1 pseudogene is annotated in these 22,182 nt (G+C 63.0%); it reads left to right on the top strand.

Going from position 1 to position 22,182, the window contains the following annotated elements:
• Positions 1-155 precede the first annotated feature (155 nt).
• A pseudogene (locus SHTP_RS30790) lies at positions 156-22,167 on the top strand (type I polyketide synthase); the annotation flags it as partial.
• Positions 22,168-22,182 lie beyond the last annotated feature (15 nt).

Raw genomic sequence — 22,182 nt, 5'->3', positions numbered from 1 at the left:
CCCGCGACAACACCCTGGCCCCGATCCTGTCTGCGCTGATCACCACACCACGGCGCCGGGCGGCCTCTACCCCAACCGATCTCGCTGCCCGCCTCAACGGACTTAGCCCCCAACAGCAACAACAAACACTGGCCACCCTCGTGGCCGCGGCCACCGCCACCGTGCTGGGCCACCACACCCCCGAAAGCATCAGCCCAGCCACCGCGTTCAAAGACCTCGGAATCGATTCGCTGACCGCCCTTGAACTGCGCAACACCCTCACCCACAACACCGGCCTGGATCTGCCCCCCACTCTTATCTTCGATCACCCCACACCCACCGCGCTAACCCAACACCTGCACACCCGACTCACCACCGGTGCCCTGGTGCCGGCTCCGGTGGTGATCGCAGCTGGTCGTACCGAGGAGCCGGTGGCGGTGGTGGGGATGGCGTGTCGTTTCCCCGGTGGTGTCGCATCAGCGGATCAGTTGTGGGACTTGGTGATCGCTGGCCGTGATGTGGTGGGTAATTTTCCGGCCGATCGGGGTTGGGATGTGGAGGGATTGTTTGATCCCGATCCGGACGCGGTCGGCAAAACCTACACCCGTTACGGCGCGTTCCTTGACGATGCGGCAGGTTTTGATGCCGGGTTCTTTGGGATCTCTCCACGGGAGGCACGCGCGATGGACCCCCAGCAGCGGCTGCTGCTGGAGGTGTGCTGGGAAGCGCTAGAAACCGCGGGTATTCCCGCGCACACCTTGGCCGGCACCTCCACCGGGGTGTTCGCCGGAGCCTGGGCCCAGTCCTACGGCGCCACCAACTCCGATGGCGCTGAGGGGTATGCGATGACCGGCGGCTCGACTAGCGTCATGTCCGGCCGTATCGCCTACACCTTGGGCCTAGAAGGTCCAGCGATCACCATTGACACCGCCTGCTCGTCATCGCTGGTGGCAATTCACCTGGCCTGCCAATCCTTACGCAACAACGAATCCCAGCTAGCACTGGCCGGCGGCGTCACCGTGATGAGCACACCTGCGGTTTTCACCGAGTTCTCCCGCCAACGCGGCCTGGCCCCAGATGGACGCTGCAAAGCTTTCGCCGCTACCGCCGATGGCACCGGCTTTGGTGAAGGCGCCGCGGTCTTGGTCCTTGAACGGCTCTCCGAGGCCCGCCGCAACAACCACCCGGTCCTTGCGATCGTCGCTGGATCGGCGATCAACCAAGACGGCGCATCCAACGGACTGACCGCACCCCACGGCCCGTCACAACAACGCGTCATCAACCAAGCACTAGCCAACGCCGGCCTCACCCACGACCAGGTCGACGCCGTCGAAGCCCACGGCACCGGCACCACACTGGGTGACCCCATCGAAGCCGGCGCCCTACACGCCACCTACGGCCACCACCACACGCCCGATCAACCGCTTTGGCTGGGATCCATCAAATCCAACATCGGCCACACCCAAGCCGCCGCCGGCGCCGCCGGTGTGGTCAAGATGATCCAAGCCATCACCCACGCCACCTTGCCCGCCACCTTGCACGTCGACCAACCCAGCCCCCACATCGACTGGTCCAGCGGCACAGTCCAACTCCTAACCGAGCCCATCCAATGGCCCAACACCGACCACCCCCGCACCGCGGCGGTGTCCTCATTCGGCATCAGCGGCACCAACGCCCACCTCATCCTCCAACAACCCCCCACCCCCAACCCCACACAAACCCCCGAGGACTGCAGCCCCGCACAATCTCCCTGCGCAACAATCACCGATGCAGGCACGGGATTATCGTTTGTGCCCTGGGTGATTTCAGCGAAGTCGGCTGAGGCGTTGTCTGCGCAGGCGAGCCGATTGTTGACGCGCCTTGACGATGATCCAGTTGTCGATGCAATCGACCTGGGGTGGTCATTGATAGCCACTCGATCGATGTTTGAGCATCGCGCAGTAGTTGTGGGTGCGGATCGTCACCAGTTGCAGCGCGGGTTGGCCGAGTTGGCTTCTGGTGACTTGGGCGCCGATGTAGTGGTGGGCCGGGCCCGCGCAGCGGGCGAGACTGTAATGGTGTTTCCCGGTCAGGGATCACAGCGGTTGGGCATGGGCGCGCAGCTTTATGAACAATTCCCGGTATTCGCGGCGGCGTTTGATGACGTTGTTGATGCGCTGGACCAGTATCTGCGGTTGCCGCTACGCCAAGTTATGTGGGGCGACGATGAAGGCCTGCTCAATTCAACGGAGTTCGCCCAGCCGTCGTTGTTTGCTGTCGAGGTCGCACTGTTTGCGTTGCTGCGCTTCTGGGGTGTCGTTCCGGATTACGTGATAGGCCATTCGGTAGGAGAGCTGGCCGCTGCACAAGTGGCTGGCGTTTTGAGCCTGCAGGACGCGGCTAAATTAGTTTCAGCGCGGGGCCGACTGATGCAGGCCCTGCCCGCCGGTGGAGCGATGGTCGCGGTAGCCGCCAGCCAGCATGAAGTCGAGCCTTTGCTGGTTGAAGGGGTCGATATCGCGGCGCTCAATGCGCCAGGGTCAGTCGTGATCTCTGGTGATCAGGCGGCAGTCCGTTTGATCGCTAATCGATTGGCGGATAGGGGCTACAGGGCGCACGAACTTGCGGTTTCGCATGCCTTTCATTCATCGTTGATGGAGCCGATGTTGGAGGAGTTCGCTCGGCTCGCTTCTGAAATCGTTGTGGAGCAACCGCAGATTCCACTGATTTCGAACGTGACTGGTCAGCTGGCCAACGCCGACTACGGGTCGGCAGGTTACTGGGTGGACCACATCCGCCGTCCAGTCCGTTTCGCCGATAGTGTCGCTTCGTTGGAAGCCATGGGGGCTAGCTGCTTCATTGAAGTCGGTCCAGCCAGCGGGTTGGGCGCAGCTATCGAGCAATCCTTGAAATCTGCCGAGCCGACCGTGTCAGTGTCGGCACTGTCCACCGATAAACCTGAATCCGTCGCCGTATTGCGCGCTGCAGCACGACTTTCCACCTCCGGCATTCCTGTGGATTGGCAGTCGGTGTTCGACGGCCGCAGCACCCAGACAGTTAACCTGCCCACCTACGCCTTCCAGCGGCAACGGTTCTGGCTCGACGCCAACCGTATCGGTCAAGGCGATCCCGCCAGTCAACCACAGGCCCAGAACGTTGAATCCCGTTTTTGGGAGGCGGTCGAGCGGGAAGACGTTGATGGCTTGGCTGATTCTATAGGTGTCACCGCCAGTGCCATGCAGACCGTGCTACCTGCATTGTCTTCATGGCGTCGCGCGGAGCGCACACAGTCCGAGCTTGATTCCTGGCGCTATCAGGTGACATGGCTGTCTTCCCCAACAACGCCGAGTTCGACCACGCTGTCCGGCATTTGGTTGCTGATAGTTCCAAGCGAACTTGCAAAGACTGACCCAGTAATTGGATGTGCTGCAGCGCTCGAAGCGCACGGCGCCTTAGTCACGATTATCACAATTTTCGAGCCGGACTTCAATCGATCATTGATGGGCGCTTCCCTAAAAGATCTCGGTTCACACATATCTGGTGTCATATCGTTCTTAGGGATTCACGGGTCCGAATTCTCCGATAGCGGCGCGGTCAAGACATTAAATCTTGTGCAAGCAATGGGCGATGTCCACTTGGACGTTCCTTTGTGGTGCCTAACGCAGGGCGCGGTATCGGTCAGCGCCGACGATTTGATCCGATGCCCGTCAGCAGCCCTGGTGTGGGGTCTGGGGAGAGTCGTCGCATTAGAGCACCCGGGATCGTGGGGTGGCTTAGTAGACCTCCCCGAGTCACCCGACGATGCAGCATGGGAGCGCTTGTGCGCCCTCCTCGCGCAGCCGACGGATGAAGATCAGTTTGCGATCAGGCCGTCTGGGGTTTTCCTACGGAGATTGATCCACGCCCCGGCAACCACGACATCCAAATCCTCGACCGCGTGGGCTCCGAGGGGGACCGTGTTAATCACAGGCGGCACAGGCGCGTTAGGCGCACACGTCGCAAGGTGGTTGGCCCACAAATATGAATCGGTAGATTTGCTCTTAACCAGCCGTCGCGGGATGGCAGCCGATGGAGCTACAGAGCTAGTGGATGACCTCCGCGCGGCTGGCGCCAGTGTGACAGTGCACGCCTGCGACGTGACAGACCGCACTTCAGTCGAGGCTGCAATAGCAGGTAAATCCCTTGATGCGGTCTTTCATCTTGCAGGACGACACCAGCCAACTCTGCTAACAGAACTCGAGGACGAATCCTTTAGTGACGAATTGGCGCCGAAGGTTCACGGTGCCCAAGTATTGAGTGACATCACGTCTAACCTCACACTATCAGCGTTTGTCATGTTCTCGTCAGTAGCCGGAATCTGGGGCGGCAAAAGTCAAGGCGCATATGCTGCCGCTAACGCATTCTTAGATTCGCTCGCCGAGAAACGGCGCACGTTGGGGTTACCAGCAACATCGGTCGCTTGGGGACTGTGGGCTGGCGGCGGCATGGGAGACCGGCCATCCGCTTCGGGACTAAACCTTATTGGCTTGAAATCGATGTCAGCAGATTTAGCTGTGCAGGCGCTAAGCGACGCCATTGACAGACCGCAAGCAACATTGACTGTTGCGAGCGTCAACTGGGATCGGTTCTACCCCACATTCGCTTTGGCGCGACCGAGGCCCTTCCTACACGAAATCACAGAGGTAATGGCTTACCGCGAGTCGATGCGCTCGAGCTCTGCATCGACGGAGACGCTCCTGACGAGCAAATTAGCCGGACTAACGGCGACAGAACAGCGTGCAGTCACCCGGAAGTTGGTCCTTGATCAAGCCGCATCCGTTCTCGGGTACGCCTCAACTGAGAGTCTCGATACTCATGAGTCATTCAAAGACCTCGGATTTGATTCGCTGACCGCCCTTGAACTGCGCGACCACCTCCAAACTGCGACCGGCCTCAACCTTTCGTCCACTCTTATCTTCGATCACCCCACACCCCATGCGGTGGCCGAGCATCTGCTTGAACAGATCCCTGGCATCGGTGCCCTGATGCCGGCTCCGGTGGTGATCGCAGCTGGTCGTACCGAGGAGCCGGTGGCGGTGGTGGGGATGGCGTGTCGTTTCCCCGGTGGTGTCGCATCAGCGGATCAGTTGTGGGACTTGGTGATCGCTGGCCGTGATGTGGTGGGTAATTTTCCGGCCGATCGGGGTTGGGATGTGGAGGGATTGTTTGATCCCGATCCGGACGCGGTCGGCAAAACCTACACCCGTTACGGCGCGTTCCTTGACGATGCGGCAGGTTTTGATGCCGGGTTCTTTGGGATCTCTCCACGGGAGGCACGCGCGATGGACCCCCAGCAGCGGCTGCTGCTGGAGGTGTGCTGGGAAGCGCTAGAAACCGCGGGTATTCCCGCGCACACCTTGGCCGGCACCTCCACCGGGGTGTTCGCCGGAGCCTGGGCCCAGTCCTACGGCGCCACCAACTCTGATGGCGCTGAGGGGTATGCGATGACCGGCGGCTCGACTAGCGTCATGTCCGGCCGTATCGCCTACACCTTGGGCCTAGAAGGTCCAGCGATCACCGTTGACACCGCCTGCTCGTCATCGCTGGTGGCAATTCACCTGGCCTGCCAATCCTTACGCAACAACGAATCCCAGCTAGCACTGGCCGGCGGCGTCACCGTGATGAGCACACCTGCGATTTTCACCGAGTTCTCCCGCCAACGCGGCCTGGCCCCAGATGGACGCTGCAAAGCTTTCGCCGCTACCGCCGATGGCACCGGCTTTGGTGAAGGCGCCGCGGTCTTGGTCCTTGAACGGCTCTCCGAGGCCCGCCGCAACAACCACCCGGTCCTTGCGATCGTCGCTGGATCGGCGATCAACCAAGACGGCGCATCCAACGGACTGACCGCACCCCACGGCCCGTCACAACAACGCGTCATCAACCAAGCACTAGCCAACGCCGGCCTCACCCACGACCAGGTCGACGCCGTCGAAGCCCACGGCACCGGCACCACACTGGGTGACCCCATCGAAGCCGGCGCCCTACACGCCACCTACGGCCACCACCACACGCCCGATCAACCGCTTTGGCTGGGATCCATCAAATCCAACATCGGCCACACCCAAGCCGCCGCCGGCGCCGCCGGTGTGGTCAAGATGATCCAAGCCATCACCCACGCCACCTTGCCCGCCACCTTGCACGTCGACCAACCCAGCCCCCACATCGACTGGTCCAGCGGCACAGTCCAACTCCTAACCGAGCCCATCCAATGGCCCAACACCGACCACCCCCGCACCGCGGCGGTGTCCTCATTCGGCATCAGCGGCACCAACGCCCACCTCATCCTCCAACAACCCCCCACCCCCGACACCACACAAACCCCCGACACCACAACAGGTTCTGATCCCGCAGTGGGTTCTGATCCCGCAGTGGGTTCTGATCCCGCAGTGGGTGTACTGGTGTGGCCGTTGTCAGCGCGTTCAGCGCCGGGGTTAAGCGCACAAGCGGCCCGTCTGTACCAGCATCTCAGCGCCCACCCCGATCTGGATCCGATCGATGTAGCCCACAGCCTGGCTACCACACGCAGCCACCACCCCCACCGCGCCACCATCACCACCAGCATTGAGCACCACAGCGAAAACAACCACGACACAACCGATGCGCTGGCCGCACTGCACGCCCTGGCCAACAACGGCACACACCCCCTGCTGAGCAGAGGCCTGCTGACCCCACAGGGCCCCGGCAAAACAGTGTTCGTGTTCCCCGGACAGGGCAGTCAATACCCCGGCATGGGCGCAGATCTCTACCGCCAATTCCCCGTGTTCGCCCACGCCCTCGACGCATGCGACGCAGCGTTACAGCCTTTCACTGGATGGTCGGTGCTAGCTGTGTTACACGACGAACCCGAGGCCCCGTCGTTGGAGCGGGTCGATGTGGTCCAGCCTGTGTTGTTCTCGGTGATGGTGTCGTTAGCCGCACTCTGGCGGTGGGCCGGAATCACCCCCGATGCAGTCATCGGCCACTCCCAGGGCGAGATCGCCGCGGCACATGTGGCCGGAGCCCTGACCTTGCCCGAAGCAGCTGCGGTAGTGGCTTTGCGCAGCCGTGTCTTGACCGACCTGGCCGGTGCCGGTGCCATGGCTTCAGTGCTATCGCCCGAGGAACCACTGACCCAGCTGCTGGCACGGTGGGACGGCAAGATCACTGTCGCCGCAGTTAACGGCCCCGCTAGCGCTGTGGTCTCCGGCGATACCACAGCGATCACCGAATTGCTGACTACCTGCGAACACGAAAACATCGACGCTCGCGCTATCCCGGTGGACTACCCCTCTCATTCCCCCTATATGGAACACATCCGCCATCAGTTCCTCGACGAGCTACCCGAGCTGACACCGCGGCCATCAACCATCGCGATGTATTCCACCGTCGACGGCGAACCTCACGACACCGCCTACGACACCACCACAATGACCGCGGACTACTGGTACCGCAACATCCGTAACACTGTCCGGTTCCATGACACTGTCGCTGCCCTGCTCGGGGCGGGTGAGCAGGTTTTCCTGGAACTCTCACCTCACCCGGTGTTGACACAAGCGATCACCGACACCGTCGAACAAGCCGGCGGCGGCGGCGCAGCAGTGCCAGCTTTACGCAAGGATCGCCCTGATGCTGTCGCGTTCGCTGCAGCACTCGGCCAGCTGCACTGCCATGGCATCAGCCCATCCTGGAATGTTCTTTACTGCCAGGCCCGCCCCCTCCCACTGCCCACCTACGCTTTCCAGCATCAGCGTTACTGGCTGCTGCCCACCGCCGGTGATTTCAGCGGGGCCAATACCCACGCCATGCATCCGCTGCTAGACACCGCCACCGAACTGGCCGAAAACCGCGGATGGGTGTTCACCGGCCGGATCAGCCCACGCACCCAACCATGGCTAAACGAACACGCCGTCGAATCAGCCGTGCTGTTCCCAGGCACCGGATTTGTCGAGCTAGCGCTGCATGTCGCTGACCGTGCCGGATATTCCTCGGTCAACGAACTGATCGTGCACACCCCCCTGCTGCTCGCTGGCCACGACACCGCGGATCTACAGATCACCGTCACCGACACCGATGACATGGGCCGGCAGTCTCTTAACATCCACTCGCGCCCACATATCGGCCATGACAACACCACCACCGGCGATGAACAACCCGAGTGGGTTCTGCATGCCAGCGCAGTCCTGACCGCACAAACCGCCGACCACAACCACCTCCCCCTAACGCCTGTGCCGTGGCCTCCACCCGGCACAGCCGCGATCGAGGTGGATGACTTCTACGACGACCTAGCTGCACAGGGCTACAACTACGGCCCAACATTCCAAGGTGTGCAACGGATATGGCGTGACCACGCCACACCCGATGTCATCTACGCCGAAGTTGAACTACCCGAAGACACCGACATCGACGGCTACGGCATCCACCCCGCCCTATTCGACGCCGCTTTACACCCCCTACTCGCCCTGACCCAACCCCCCACCAACAACACCGATGACACCAACACCGCAGACACCGGTGACCAGGTGCGGCTGCCCTACGCCTTTACCGGCATCAGTTTGCACGCCACCCACGCCACTCGATTGCGGGTACGGCTGACCCGTACCAACACCGATGCCATCACCGTGCACACCAGTGACACCACCGGAGCCCCGGTGGCGATCATCGATTCATTGATCACCCGCCCCCTCACCACCGCCACAGGGTCTGCTCCGGCAGCCACGGCAGCTGGCCTACTACACCTGAGCTGGCCACCACACCCCGACACCACGACCGACACCGACACCGACACCGATGCCCTGCGGTATCGGGTGATCGCCGAACCCACTCAACAGCTGCCCCGCTACCTGCACGACCTACACACCAGCACCGACCTGCACACCAGCACCACCGAAGCAGACGTGGTTGTGTGGCCGGTACCGGTGCCCAGCAACGAAGAGCTCCAGGCACACCAAGCATCCGACACCGCGGTGTCTTCTCGGATACACACCCTGACCCGCCAAACACTTACCGTGGTGCAGGACTGGCTCACTCACCCCGACACCACCGGCACCCGACTGGTCATCGTGACCCGCCACGGCGTCAGCACCAGTGCCCACGACCCGGTCCCCGACCTAGCCCACGCCGCAGTGTGGGGCCTGATCCGCAGCGCCCAAAACGAACACCCCGGACGCTTCACACTGCTCGACACCGACGACAACACCAACAGCGACACCCTCACCACCGCCCTAACCCTGCCAACCCGCGAAAACCAACTGGCCATACGCCGCGACACCATCCACATCCCCCGCCTGACCCGACACAGCAGTGACGGTGCGCTCACTGCGCCGGTGGTGGTAGATCCTGAGGGCACGGTGTTGATCACCGGGGGGACCGGGACGCTGGGTGCCTTGTTTGCCGAGCATCTGGTTTCTGCCCATGGTGTCCGGCATCTGTTGTTGACCTCGCGGCGCGGACCTCAGGCCCACGGTGCCACCGATCTGCAGCAGCGGCTCACCGATCTAGGTGCTCATGTCACCATCACGGCCTGCGATATCAGCGACCCCGAAGCACTGGCCGCCCTGGTCAATTCAGTGCCCACACAACACCGTTTAACCGCGGTAGTGCACACCGCCGCGGTATTGGCCGACACCCCAATCACCGAGTTGACCGGCGATCAACTCGACCAGGTGCTGGCCCCCAAAACCGACGCGGCATGGCAGCTGCACCAACTCACCTACGAACACAACCTGTCTGCATTCATCATGTTCTCGTCCATGGCCGGAATGATAGGCAGTCCCGGTCAGGGTAACTACGCGGCAGCCAACACCGCGTTAGATGCTCTCGCCGACTACCGCCACCGCCTGGGCTTGCCCGCGACCAGCCTGGCCTGGGGCTACTGGCAGACCCGCACCGGTGTCACCGCGCATCTAACCGATGTAGATCTAGCCCGCATGACCCGCCTGGGTTTGATGCCCATCGCCACCAGCCACGGACTGGCCCTGTTCGATGCCGCCCTCGCCACCGGACGGCCCGTTTCGATACCCGCCCCGATCAACACCCACACCCTGGCCCGACACGCCCGCGACAACACCCTGGCCCCGATCCTGTCTGCGCTGATCACCACACCACGGCGCCGGGCGGCTTCTGCCGCAACCGATCTCGCTGCCCGCCTCAACGGACTTAGCCCCCAACAGCAACAACAAACACTGGCCACCCTCGTGGCCGCGGCCACCGCCACCGTGCTGGGCCACCACACCCCCGAAAGCATCAGCCCAGCCACCGCGTTCAAAGACCTCGGAATCGATTCGCTGACCGCCCTTGAACTGCGCAACACCCTCACCCACAACACCGGCCTGGATCTGCCCCCCACCCTCATCTTCGATCACCCCACACCCCATGCGGTGGCCGAGCATCTGCTTGAACAGATCCCTGGCATCGGTGCCCTGGTGCCGGCTCCGGTGGTGATCGCAGCTGGTCGTACCGAGGAGCCGGTGGCGGTGGTGGGGATGGCGTGTCGTTTCCCCGGTGGTGTCGCATCAGCGGATCAGTTGTGGGACTTGGTGATCGCTGGCCGTGATGTGGTGGGTAATTTTCCGGCCGATCGGGGTTGGGATGTGGAGGGATTGTTTGATCCCGATCCGGACGCGGTCGGCAAAACCTACACCCGTTACGGCGCGTTCCTTGACGATGCGGCAGGTTTTGATGCCGGGTTCTTTGGGATCTCTCCACGGGAGGCACGCGCGATGGACCCCCAGCAGCGGCTGCTGCTGGAGGTGTGCTGGGAAGCGCTAGAAACCGCGGGTATTCCCGCGCACACCTTGGCCGGCACCTCCACCGGGGTGTTCGCCGGAGCCTGGGCCCAGTCCTACGGCGCCACCAACTCCGATGACGCTGAGGGGTATGCGATGACCGGTGGCGCGACTAGCGTCATGTCCGGCCGTATCGCCTACACCTTGGGCCTAGAAGGTCCAGCGATCACCGTTGACACCGCCTGCTCGTCATCGCTGGTGGCAATTCACCTGGCCTGCCAATCCTTACGCAACAACGAATCCCAGCTAGCACTGGCCGGCGGCGTCACCGTGATGAGCACACCTGCGGTTTTCACCGATTTCTCCCGCCAACGCGGCCTGGCCCCAGATGGACGCTGCAAAGCTTTCGCCGCTACCGCCGATGGCACCGGCTTTGGTGAAGGCGCCGCGGTCTTGGTCCTTGAACGGCTCTCCGAGGCCCGCCGCAACAACCACCCGGTCCTTGCGATCGTCGCTGGATCGGCGATCAACCAAGACGGCGCATCCAACGGACTGACCGCACCCCACGGCCCGTCACAACAACGCGTCATCAACCAAGCACTAGCCAACGCCGGCCTCACCCACGACCAGGTCGACGCCGTCGAAGCCCACGGCACCGGCACCACACTGGGTGACCCCATCGAAGCCGGCGCCCTACACGCCACCTACGGCCACCACCACACGCCCGATCAACCGCTTTGGCTGGGATCCATCAAATCCAACATCGGCCACACCCAAGCCGCCGCCGGCGCCGCCGGTGTGGTCAAGATGATCCAAGCCATCACCCACGCCACCTTGCCCGCCACCTTGCACGTCGACCAACCCAGCCCCCACATCGACTGGTCCAGCGGCACAGTCCAACTCCTAACCGAGCCCATCCAATGGCCCAACACCGACCACCCCCGCACCGCGGCGGTGTCCTCATTCGGCATCAGCGGCACCAACGCCCACCTCATCCTCCAACAACCCCCCACCCCCGACACCACACAAACCCCCGACACCACAACAGGTTCTGATCCCGCAGTGGGTTCTGATCCCGCAGTGGGTTCTGATCCCGCAGTGGGTGTACTGGTGTGGCCGTTGTCAGCGCGTTCAGCGCCGGGGTTAAGCGCACAAGCGGCCCGTCTGTACCAGCATCTCAGCGCCCACCCCGATCTGGATCCGATCGATGTAGCCCACAGCCTGGCTACCACACGCAGCCACCACCCCCACCGCGCCACCATCACCACCAGCATTGAGCACCACAGCGAAAACAACCACGACACAACCGATGCGCTGGCCGCACTGCACGCCCTGGCCAACAACGGCACACACCCCCTGCTGAGCAGAGGCCTGCTGACCCCACAGGGCCCCGGCAAAACAGTGTTCGTGTTCCCCGGACAGGGCAGTCAATACCCCGGCATGGGCGCAGATCTCTACCGCCAATTCCCCGTGTTCGCCCACGCCCTCGACGCATGCGACGCAGCGTTACAGCCTTTCACTGGATGGTCGGTGCTAGCTGTGTTACACGACGAACCCGAGGCCCCGTCGTTGGAGCGGGTCGATGTGGTCCAGCCTGTGTTGTTCTCGGTGATGGTGTCGTTAGCCGCACTCTGGCGGTGGGCCGGAATCACCCCCGATGCAGTCATCGGCCACTCCCAGGGCGAGATCGCCGCGGCACATGTGGCCGGAGCCCTGACCTTGCCCGAAGCAGCTGCGGTAGTGGCTTTGCGCAGCCGTGTCTTGACCGACCTGGCCGGTGCCGGTGCCATGGCTTCAGTGCTATCGCCCGAGGAACCACTGACCCAGCTGCTGGCACGGTGGGACGGCAAGATCACTGTCGCCGCAGTTAACGGCCCCGCTAGCGCTGTGGTCTCCGGCGATACCACAGCGATCACCGAATTGCTGACTACCTGCGAACACGAAAACATCGACGCTCGCGCTATCCCGGTGGACTACCCCTCTCATTCCCCCTATATGGAACACATCCGCCATCAGTTCCTCGACGAGCTACCCGAGCTGACACCGCGGCCATCAACCATCGCGATGTATTCCACCGTCGACGGCGAACCTCACGACACCGCCTACGACACCACCACAATGACCGCGGACTACTGGTACCGCAACATCCGTAACACTGTCCGGTTCCATGACACTGTCGCTGCCCTGCTCGGGGCGGGTGAGCAGGTTTTCCTGGAACTCTCACCTCACCCGGTGTTGACACAAGCGATCACCGACACCGTCGAACAAGCCGGCGGCGGCGGCGCAGCAGTGCCAGCTTTACGCAAGGATCGCCCTGATGCTGTCGCGTTCGCTGCAGCACTCGGCCAGCTGCACTGCCATGGCATCAGCCCATCCTGGAATGTTCTTTACTGCCAGGCCCGCCCCCTCCCACTGCCCACCTACGCTTTCCAGCATCAGCGTTACTGGCTGCTGCCCACCGCCGGTGATTTCAGCGGGGCCAATACCCACGCCATGCATCCGCTGCTAGACACCGCCACCGAACTGGCCGAAAACCGCGGATGGGTGTTCACCGGCCGGATCAGCCCACGCACCCAACCATGGCTAAACGAACACGCCGTCGAATCAGCCGTGCTGTTCCCAGGCACCGGATTTGTCGAGCTAGCGCTGCATGTCGCTGACCGTGCCGGATATTCCTCGGTCAACGAACTGATCGTGCACACCCCCCTGCTGCTCGCTGGCCACGACACCGCGGATCTACAGATCACCGTCACCGACACCGATGACATGGGCCGGCAGTCTCTTAACATCCACTCGCGCCCACATATCGGCCATGACAACACCACCACCGGCGATGAACAACCCGAGTGGGTTCTGCATGCCAGCGCAGTCCTGACCGCACAAACCGCCGACCACAACCACCTCCCCCTAACGCCTGTGCCGTGGCCTCCACCCGGCACAGCCGCGATCGAGGTGGATGACTTCTACGACGACCTAGCTGCACAGGGCTACAACTACGGCCCAACATTCCAAGGTGTGCAACGGATATGGCGTGACCACGCCACACCCGATGTCATCTACGCCGAAGTTGAACTACCCGAAGACACCGACATCGACGGCTACGGCATCCACCCCGCCCTATTCGACGCCGCTTTACACCCCCTACTCGCCCTGACCCAACCCCCCACCAACAACACCGATGACACCAACACCGCAGACACCGGTGACCAGGTGCGGCTGCCCTACGCCTTTACCGGCATCAGTTTGCGCGCCACCCACGCCACCCGATTGCGGGTACGGCTGACCCGTACCAACACCGATGCCATCACCGTGCACACCAGTGACACCACCGGAGCCCCGGTGGCGATCATCGACTCATTGATCACCCGCCCCCTCACCACCGCCACAGGGTCTGCTCCGGCAGCCACGGCAGCTGGCCTACTACACCTGAGCTGGCCACCACACCCCGACACCACGACCGACACCGACACCGACACCGATGCCCTGCGGTATCGGGTGATCGCCGAACCCACTCAACAGCTGCCCCGCTACCTGCACGACCTACACACCAGCACCGACCTGCACACCAGCACCACCGAAGCAGACGTGGTTGTGTGGCCGGTACCGGTGCCCAGCAACGAAGAGCTCCAGGCACACCAAGCATCCGACACCGCGGTGTCTTCTCGGATACACACCCTGACCCGCCAAACACTTACCGTGGTGCAGGACTGGCTCACTCACCCCGACACCACCGGCACCCGACTGGTCATCGTGACCCGCCACGGCGTCAGCACCAGTGCCCACGACCCGGTCCCCGACCTAGCCCACGCCGCAGTGTGGGGCCTGATCCGCAGCGCCCAAAACGAACACCCCGGACGCTTCACACTGCTCGACACCGACGACAACACCAACAGCGACACCCTCACCACCGCCCTAACCCTGCCAACCCGCGAAAACCAACTGGCCATACGCCGCGACACCATCCACATCCCCCGCCTGACCCGCACCGCTGTCCTGACACCACCGGACAGCGGCCCCTGGCGCCTTGACACCACCGGCAAGGGTGATCTGGCCAACCTCGCCCTGCTACCGACCGCCCACACTGCCCTGGCCTCTGGACAAATCCGTATCGATGTCCGGGCCGCTGGTTTGAATTTTCACGACGTGGTCGTCGCGTTGGGGCTAATCCCCGACGACGGATTCGGCGGAGAAGCCGCCGGGGTGATCAGCGAGATCGGTCCCGACGTCTACGGATTCGCCGTGGGTGATGCCGTGACCGGCATGACCGTCTCTGGTGCGTTTGCCCCCAGCACTGTCGCTGATCACCGCATGGTGATGACGATCCCGGCCCGGTGGTCCTTCCCCCAAGCCGCATCCATACCGGTGGTATTCCTGACCGCCTACATCGCTTTGGCCGAGATCTCGGGCCTAAGCCGAGGGCAACGAGTGCTGATCCATGCCGGCACTGGCGGTGTGGGTATGGCTGCGATTCAATTGGCACACCATTTGGGTGCCGAAGTATTCGCCACCGCCAGCGCCGCGAAATGGAGCACCCTTGAGGCACTGGGGGTACCGCGCGACCATATCGCTTCCTCGCGTACTCTGGACTTTTCCAACGCATTCCTCGATGCCACCAACGGCGCCGGTGTTGATGTCGTATTGAACTGCCTCAGTGGTGAATTCGTCGAAGCATCCCTAGCCCTGCTGCCCCGCGGTGGCCATTTCGTCGAAATCGGCAAAACCGACATCCGTGATACCGAGGTCATCGCCGCAACCCATCCCGGCGTCATTTACCGCGCCCTCGATCTGCTCAGCGTCTCCCCCGATCACATCCAGCGCACACTGGCCCAACTGTCCCCACTGTTTGCCACCGACACCCTAAAACCCCTACCGACCACTAATTACAGCATCTACCAAGCCATCTCGGCCTTACGTGACATGAGTCAAGCCCGTCACACAGGCAAGATCGTGCTCACTGCGCCGGTGGTGGTAGACCCTGAGGGCACGGTGTTGATCACCGGGGGGACCGGGACGCTGGGTGCCTTGTTTGCCGAGCATCTGGTTTCTGCCCATGGTGTCCGGCATCTGTTGTTGACCTCGCGGCGCGGACCTCAGGCCCACGGTGCCACCGATCTGCAGCAGCGGCTCACCGATCTAGGTGCTCATGTCACCATCACGGCCTGCGATATCAGCGACCCCGAAGCACTGGCCGCCCTGGTCAATTCAGTGCCCACACAACACCGTTTAACCGCGGTAGTGCACACCGCCGCGGTATTGGCCGACACCCCAATCACCGAGTTGACCGGCGATCAACTCGACCAGGTGCTGGCCCCCAAAATCGACGCGGCATGGCAGCTGCACCAACTCACCTACGAACACAACCTGTCTGCATTCATCATGTTCTCGTCCATGGCCGGAATGATAGGCAGTCCCGGTCAGGGTAACTACGCGGCAGCCAACACCGCGTTAGATGCTCTCGCCGACTACCGCCACCGCCTGGGCTTGCCCGCGACCAGCCTGGCCTGGGGCTACTGGCAGACCCGCACCGGTGTCACCGCGCATCTAACCGATGTAGATCTAGCCCGCATGACCCGCCTGGGTTTGATGCCCATCGCCACCAGCCACGGACTGGCCCTGTTCGATGCCGCCCTCGCCACCGGACGGCCCGTTTCGATACCCGCCCCGGTCAACACCCACACCCTGGCCCGACACGCCCGCGACAACACCCTGGCCCCGATCCTGTCTGCGCTGATCACCACACCACGGCGCCGGGCGGCTTCTGCCGCAACCGATCTCGCTGCCCGCCTCAACGGACTTAGCCCCCAACAGCAACAACAAACACTGGCCACCCTCGTGGCCGCGGCCACCGCCACCGTGCTGGGCCACCACACCCCCGAAAGCATCAGCCCAGCCACCGCGTTCAAAGACCTCGGAATCGATTCGCTGACCGCCCTTGAACTGCGCAACACCCTCACCCACAACACCGGCCTGGATCTGCCCCCCACCCTCATCTTCGATCACCCCACACCCACCGCGCTAACCCAACACCTGCACACCCGACTCACCACCGGTGCCCTGGTGCCGGCTCCGGTGGTGATCGCAGCTGGTCGTACCGAGGAGCCGGTGGCGGTGGTGGGGATGGCGTGTCGTTTCCCCGGTGGTGTCGCATCAGCGGATCAGTTGTGGGACTTGGTGATCGCTGGCCGTGATGTGGTGGGTAATTTTCCGGCCGATCGGGGTTGGGATGTGGAGGGATTGTTTGATCCCGATCCGGACGCGGTCGGCAAAACCTACACCCGTTACGGCGCGTTCCTTGACGATGCGGCAGGTTTTGATGCCGGGTTCTTTGGGATCTCTCCACGGGAGGCACGCGCGATGGACCCCCAGCAGCGGCTGCTGCTGGAGGTGTGCTGGGAAGCGCTAGAAACCGCGGGTATTCCCGCGCACACCTTGGCCGGCACCTCCACCGGGGTGTTCGTCGGAGCCGGGGCCCAGTCCTACGGCGCCACCAACTCCGATGACGCTGAGGGGTATGCGATGACCGGCGGCGCGATCAGCGTCATGTCCGGCCGTATCGCCTACACCTTGGGCCTAGAAGGTCCAGCGATCACCGTTGACACCGCCTGCTCGTCATCGCTGGTGGCAATTCACCTGGCCTGCCAATCCTTACGCAACAACGAATCCCAGCTAGCACTGGCCGGCGGCGTCACCGTGATGAGCACACCTGCGGTTTTCACCGATTTCTCCCGCCAACGCGGCCTGGCCCCAGATGGACGCTGCAAAGCCTTCGCCGCTACCGCCGATGGCACCGGCTTTGGTGAAGGCGCCGCGGTCTTGGTCCTTGAACGGCTCTCCGAGGCCCGCCGCAACAACCACCCGGTCCTTGCGATCGTCGCTGGATCGGCGATCAACCAAGACGGCGCATCCAACGGACTGACCGCACCCCACGGCCCGTCACAACAACGCGTCATCAACCAAGCACTAGCCAACGCCGGCCTCACCCACGACCAGGTCGACGCCGTCGAAGCCCACGGCACCGGCACCACACTGGGTGACCCCATCGAAGCCGGCGCCCTACACGCCACCTACGGCCACCACCACACGCCCGATCAACCGCTTTGGCTGGGATCCATCAAATCCAACATCGGCCACACCCAAGCCGCCGCCGGCGCCGCCGGTGTGGTCAAGATGATCCAAGCCATCACCCACGCCACCTTGCCCGCCACCTTGCACGTCGACCAACCCAGCCCCCACATCGACTGGTCCAGCGGCACAGTCCAACTCCTAACCGAGCCCATCCAATGGCCCAACACCGACCACCCCCGCACCGCGGCGGTGTCCTCATTCGGCATCAGCGGCACCAACGCCCACCTCATCCTCCAACAACCCCCCACCCCCGACACCACACAAACCCCCGACACCACAACAGGTTCTGATCCCGCAGTGGGTTCTGATCCCGCAGTGGGTTCTGATCCCGCAGTGGGTGTACTGGTGTGGCCGTTGTCAGCGCGTTCAGCGCCGGGGTTAAGCGCACAAGCGGCCCGTCTGTACCAGCATCTCAGCGCCCACCCCGATCTGGATCCGATCGATGTAGCCCACAGCCTGGCTACCACACGCAGCCACCACCCCCACCGCGCCACCATCACCACCAGCATTGAGCACCACAGCGAAAACAACCACAACACAACCGATGCGCTGGCCGCACTGCACGCCCTGGCCAACAACGGCACACACCCCCTGCTGAGCAGAGGCCTGCTGACCCCACAGGGCCCCGGCAAAACAGTGTTCGTGTTCCCCGGACAGGGCAGTCAATACCCCGGCATGGGCGCAGATCTCTACCGCCAATTCCCCGTGTTCGCCCACGCCCTCGACGAGGTCGCTGCGGCGCTGAACCCGCATCTCGATGTTGCGTTGCTTGAGGTGATGTTCAGCCAACAAGACACTGCCATGGCGCAACTGCTGGACCAGACCTTCTATGCACAACCGGCGTTGTTCGCGCTGGGAACCGCTCTACATCGATTGTTCACCCACGCCGGTATCCACCCGGACTACCTGCTAGGCCACTCCATCGGAGAACTCACCGCGGCATACGCCGCCGGTGTGCTGTCACTGCAAGACGCAGCCACCTTGGTCACAAGCCGAGGACGACTGATGCAATCCTGCACGCCCGGCGGGACGATGCTCGCGCTACAAGCCAGCGAAGCAGAAGTACAACCGCTGCTTGAAGGCCTAGACCACGCCGTGTCCATCGCCGCGATCAACGGAGCAACGTCGATCGTACTGTCAGGAGATCACGACAGCCTCGAACAAATCGGCGAGCACTTCATTGCCCAAGATCGACGTACCACCCGACTGCAGGTCAGTCACGCTTTCCACTCTCCACATATGGACCCCATCCTCGAACAATTCCGCCAGATCGCGGCCCAACTCACCTTCACCGCACCCACCTTGCCCATCTTGTCCAACCTCACCGGGCAGATCGCCCGCCACGACCAACTCGCCTCACCTGACTATTGGACCCAACAGCTACGTAACACTGTCCGGTTCCATGACACTGTCGCTGCCCTGCTCGGGGCGGGTGAGCAGGTTTTCCTGGAACTCTCACCTCACCCGGTGTTGACACAAGCGATCACCGACACCGTCGAACAAGCCGGCGGCGGCGGCGCAGCAGTGCCAGCTCTACGCAAGGATCGCCCTGATGCTGTCGCGTTCGCTGCAGCACTCGGCCAGCTGCACTGCCATGGCATCAGCCCATCCTGGAATGTTCTTTACTGCCAGGCCCGCCCCCTCACACTGCCCACCTACGCTTTCCAGCATCAGCGTTACTGGCTGCTGCCCACCGCCGGTGATTTCAGCGGGGCCAATACCCACGCCATGCATCCGCTGCTAGACACCGCCACCGAACTGGCCGAAAACCGCGGATGGGTGTTCACCGGCCGGATCAGCCCACGCACCCAACCATGGCTAAACGAACACGCCGTCGAATCAGCCGTGCTGTTCCCGAACACCGGATTTGTCGAGCTAGCGCTGCATGTCGCTGACCGTGCCGGATATTCCTCGGTCAACGAACTGATCGTGCACACCCCCCTGCTGCTCGCTGGCCACGACACCGCGGATCTACAGATCACCGTCACCGACACCGATGACATGGGCCGGCAGTCTCTTAACATCCACTCGCGCCCACATATCGGCCATGACAACACCACCACCGGCGATGAACAACCCGAGTGGGTTCTGCATGCCAGCGCAGTCCTGACCGCACAAACCGCCGACCACAACCACCTCCCCCTAACGCCTGTGCCGTGGCCTCCACCCGGCACAGCCGCGATCGAGGTGGATGACTTCTACGACGACCTAGCTGCACAGGGCTACAACTACGGCCCAACATTCCAAGGTGTGCAACGGATATGGCGTGACCACGCCACACCCGATGTCATCTACGCCGAAGTTGAACTACCCGAAGACACCGACATCGACGGCTACGGCATCCACCCCGCCCTATTCGACGCCGCTTTACACCCCCTACTCGCCCTGACCCAACCCCCCACCAACAACACCGATGACACCAACACCGCAGACACCGGTGACCAGGTGCGGCTGCCCTACGCCTTTACCGGCATCAGTTTGCACGCCACCCACGCCACCCGATTGCGGGTACGGCTGACCCGTACCAACACCGATGCCATCACCGTGCACACCAGTGACACCACCGGAGCCCCGGTGGCGATCATCGATTCATTGATCACCCGCCCCCTCACCACCGCCACAGGGTCTGCTCCGGCAGCCACGGCAGCTGGCCTACTACACCTGAGCTGGCCACCACACCCCGACACCACGACCGACACCGACACCGACACCGATGCCCTGCGGTATCGGGTGATCGCCGAACCCACTCAACAGCTGCCCCGCTACCTGCACGACCTACACACCAGCACCGACCTGCACACCAGCACCACCGAAGCAGACGTGGTTGTGTGGCCGGTACCGGTGCCCAGCAACGAAGAGCTCCAGGCACACCAAGCATCCGACACCGCGGTGTCTTCTCGGATACACACCCTGACCCGCCAAACACTTACCGTGGTGCAGGACTGGCTCACTCACCCCGACACCACCGGCACCCGACTGGTCATCGTGACCCGCCACGGCGTCAGCACCAGTGCCCACGACCCGGTCCCCGACCTAGCCCACGCCGCAGTGTGGGGCCTGATCCGCAGCGCCCAAAACGAACACCCCGGACGCTTCACACTGCTCGACACCGACGACAACACCAACAGCGACACCCTCACCACCGCCCTAACCCTGCCAACCCGCGAAAACCAACTGGCCATACGCCGCGACACCATCCACATCCCCCGCCTGACCCGACACAGCAGTGACGGTGCGCTCACTGCGCCGGTGGTGGTAGATCCTGAGGGCACGGTGTTGATCACCGGGGGGACCGGGACGCTGGGTGCCTTGTTTGCCGAGCATCTGGTTTCTGCCCATGGTGTCCGGCATCTGTTGTTGACCTCGCGGCGCGGACCTCAGGCCCACGGTGCCACCGATCTGCAGCAGCGGCTCACCGATCTAGGTGCTCATGTCACCATCACGGCCTGCGATATCAGCGACCCCGAAGCACTGGCCGCCCTGGTCAATTCAGTGCCCACACAACACCGTTTAACCGCGGTAGTGCACACCGCCGCGGTATTGGCCGACACCCCAATCACCGAGTTGACCGGCGATCAACTCGACCAGGTGCTGGCCCCCAAAATCGACGCGGCATGGCAGCTGCACCAACTCACCTACGAACACAACCTGTCTGCATTCATCATGTTCTCGTCCATGGCCGGAATGATAGGCAGTCCCGGTCAGGGTAACTACGCGGCAGCCAACACCGCGTTAGATGCTCTCGCCGACTACCGCCACCGCCTGGGCTTGCCCGCGACCAGCCTGGCCTGGGGCTACTGGCAGACTCACACCGGTCTCACCGCGCATCTAACCGATGTAGATCTAGCCCGCATGACCCGCCTGGGTTTGATGCCCATCGCCACCAGCCACGGACTGGCCCTGTTCGATGCCGCCCTCGCCACCGGACGGCCCGTTTCGATACCCGCCCCGATCAACACCCACACCCTGGCCCGACACGCCCGCGACAACACCCTGGCCCCGATCCTGTCTGCGCTGATCACCACACCACGGCGCCGGGCGGCTTCTGCCGCAACCGATCTCGCTGCCCGCCTCAACGGACTTAGCCCCCAACAGCAACAACAAACACTGGCCACCCTCGTGGCCGCGGCCACCGCCACCGTGCTGGGCCACCACACCCCCGAAAGCATCAGCCCAGCCACCGCGTTCAAAGACCTCGGAATCGATTCGCTGACCGCCCTTGAACTGCGCAACACCCTCACCCACAACACCGGCCTGGATCTGCCCCCCACCCTCATCTTCGATCACCCCACACCCACCGCGCTAACCCAACACCTGCACACCCAACTCACACAAATTGAGAGCCCAAATTCCGAAG

This window comes from Mycobacterium ulcerans subsp. shinshuense (genome assembly GCF_002355775.1).
In the GTDB taxonomy this organism is placed as follows: Bacteria; Actinomycetota; Actinomycetes; order Mycobacteriales; family Mycobacteriaceae; genus Mycobacterium; species Mycobacterium marinum.
The sequence above is the reverse complement of the archived record's forward strand: the minus strand, read 5'-3'. Positions and strand labels throughout refer to the sequence as shown.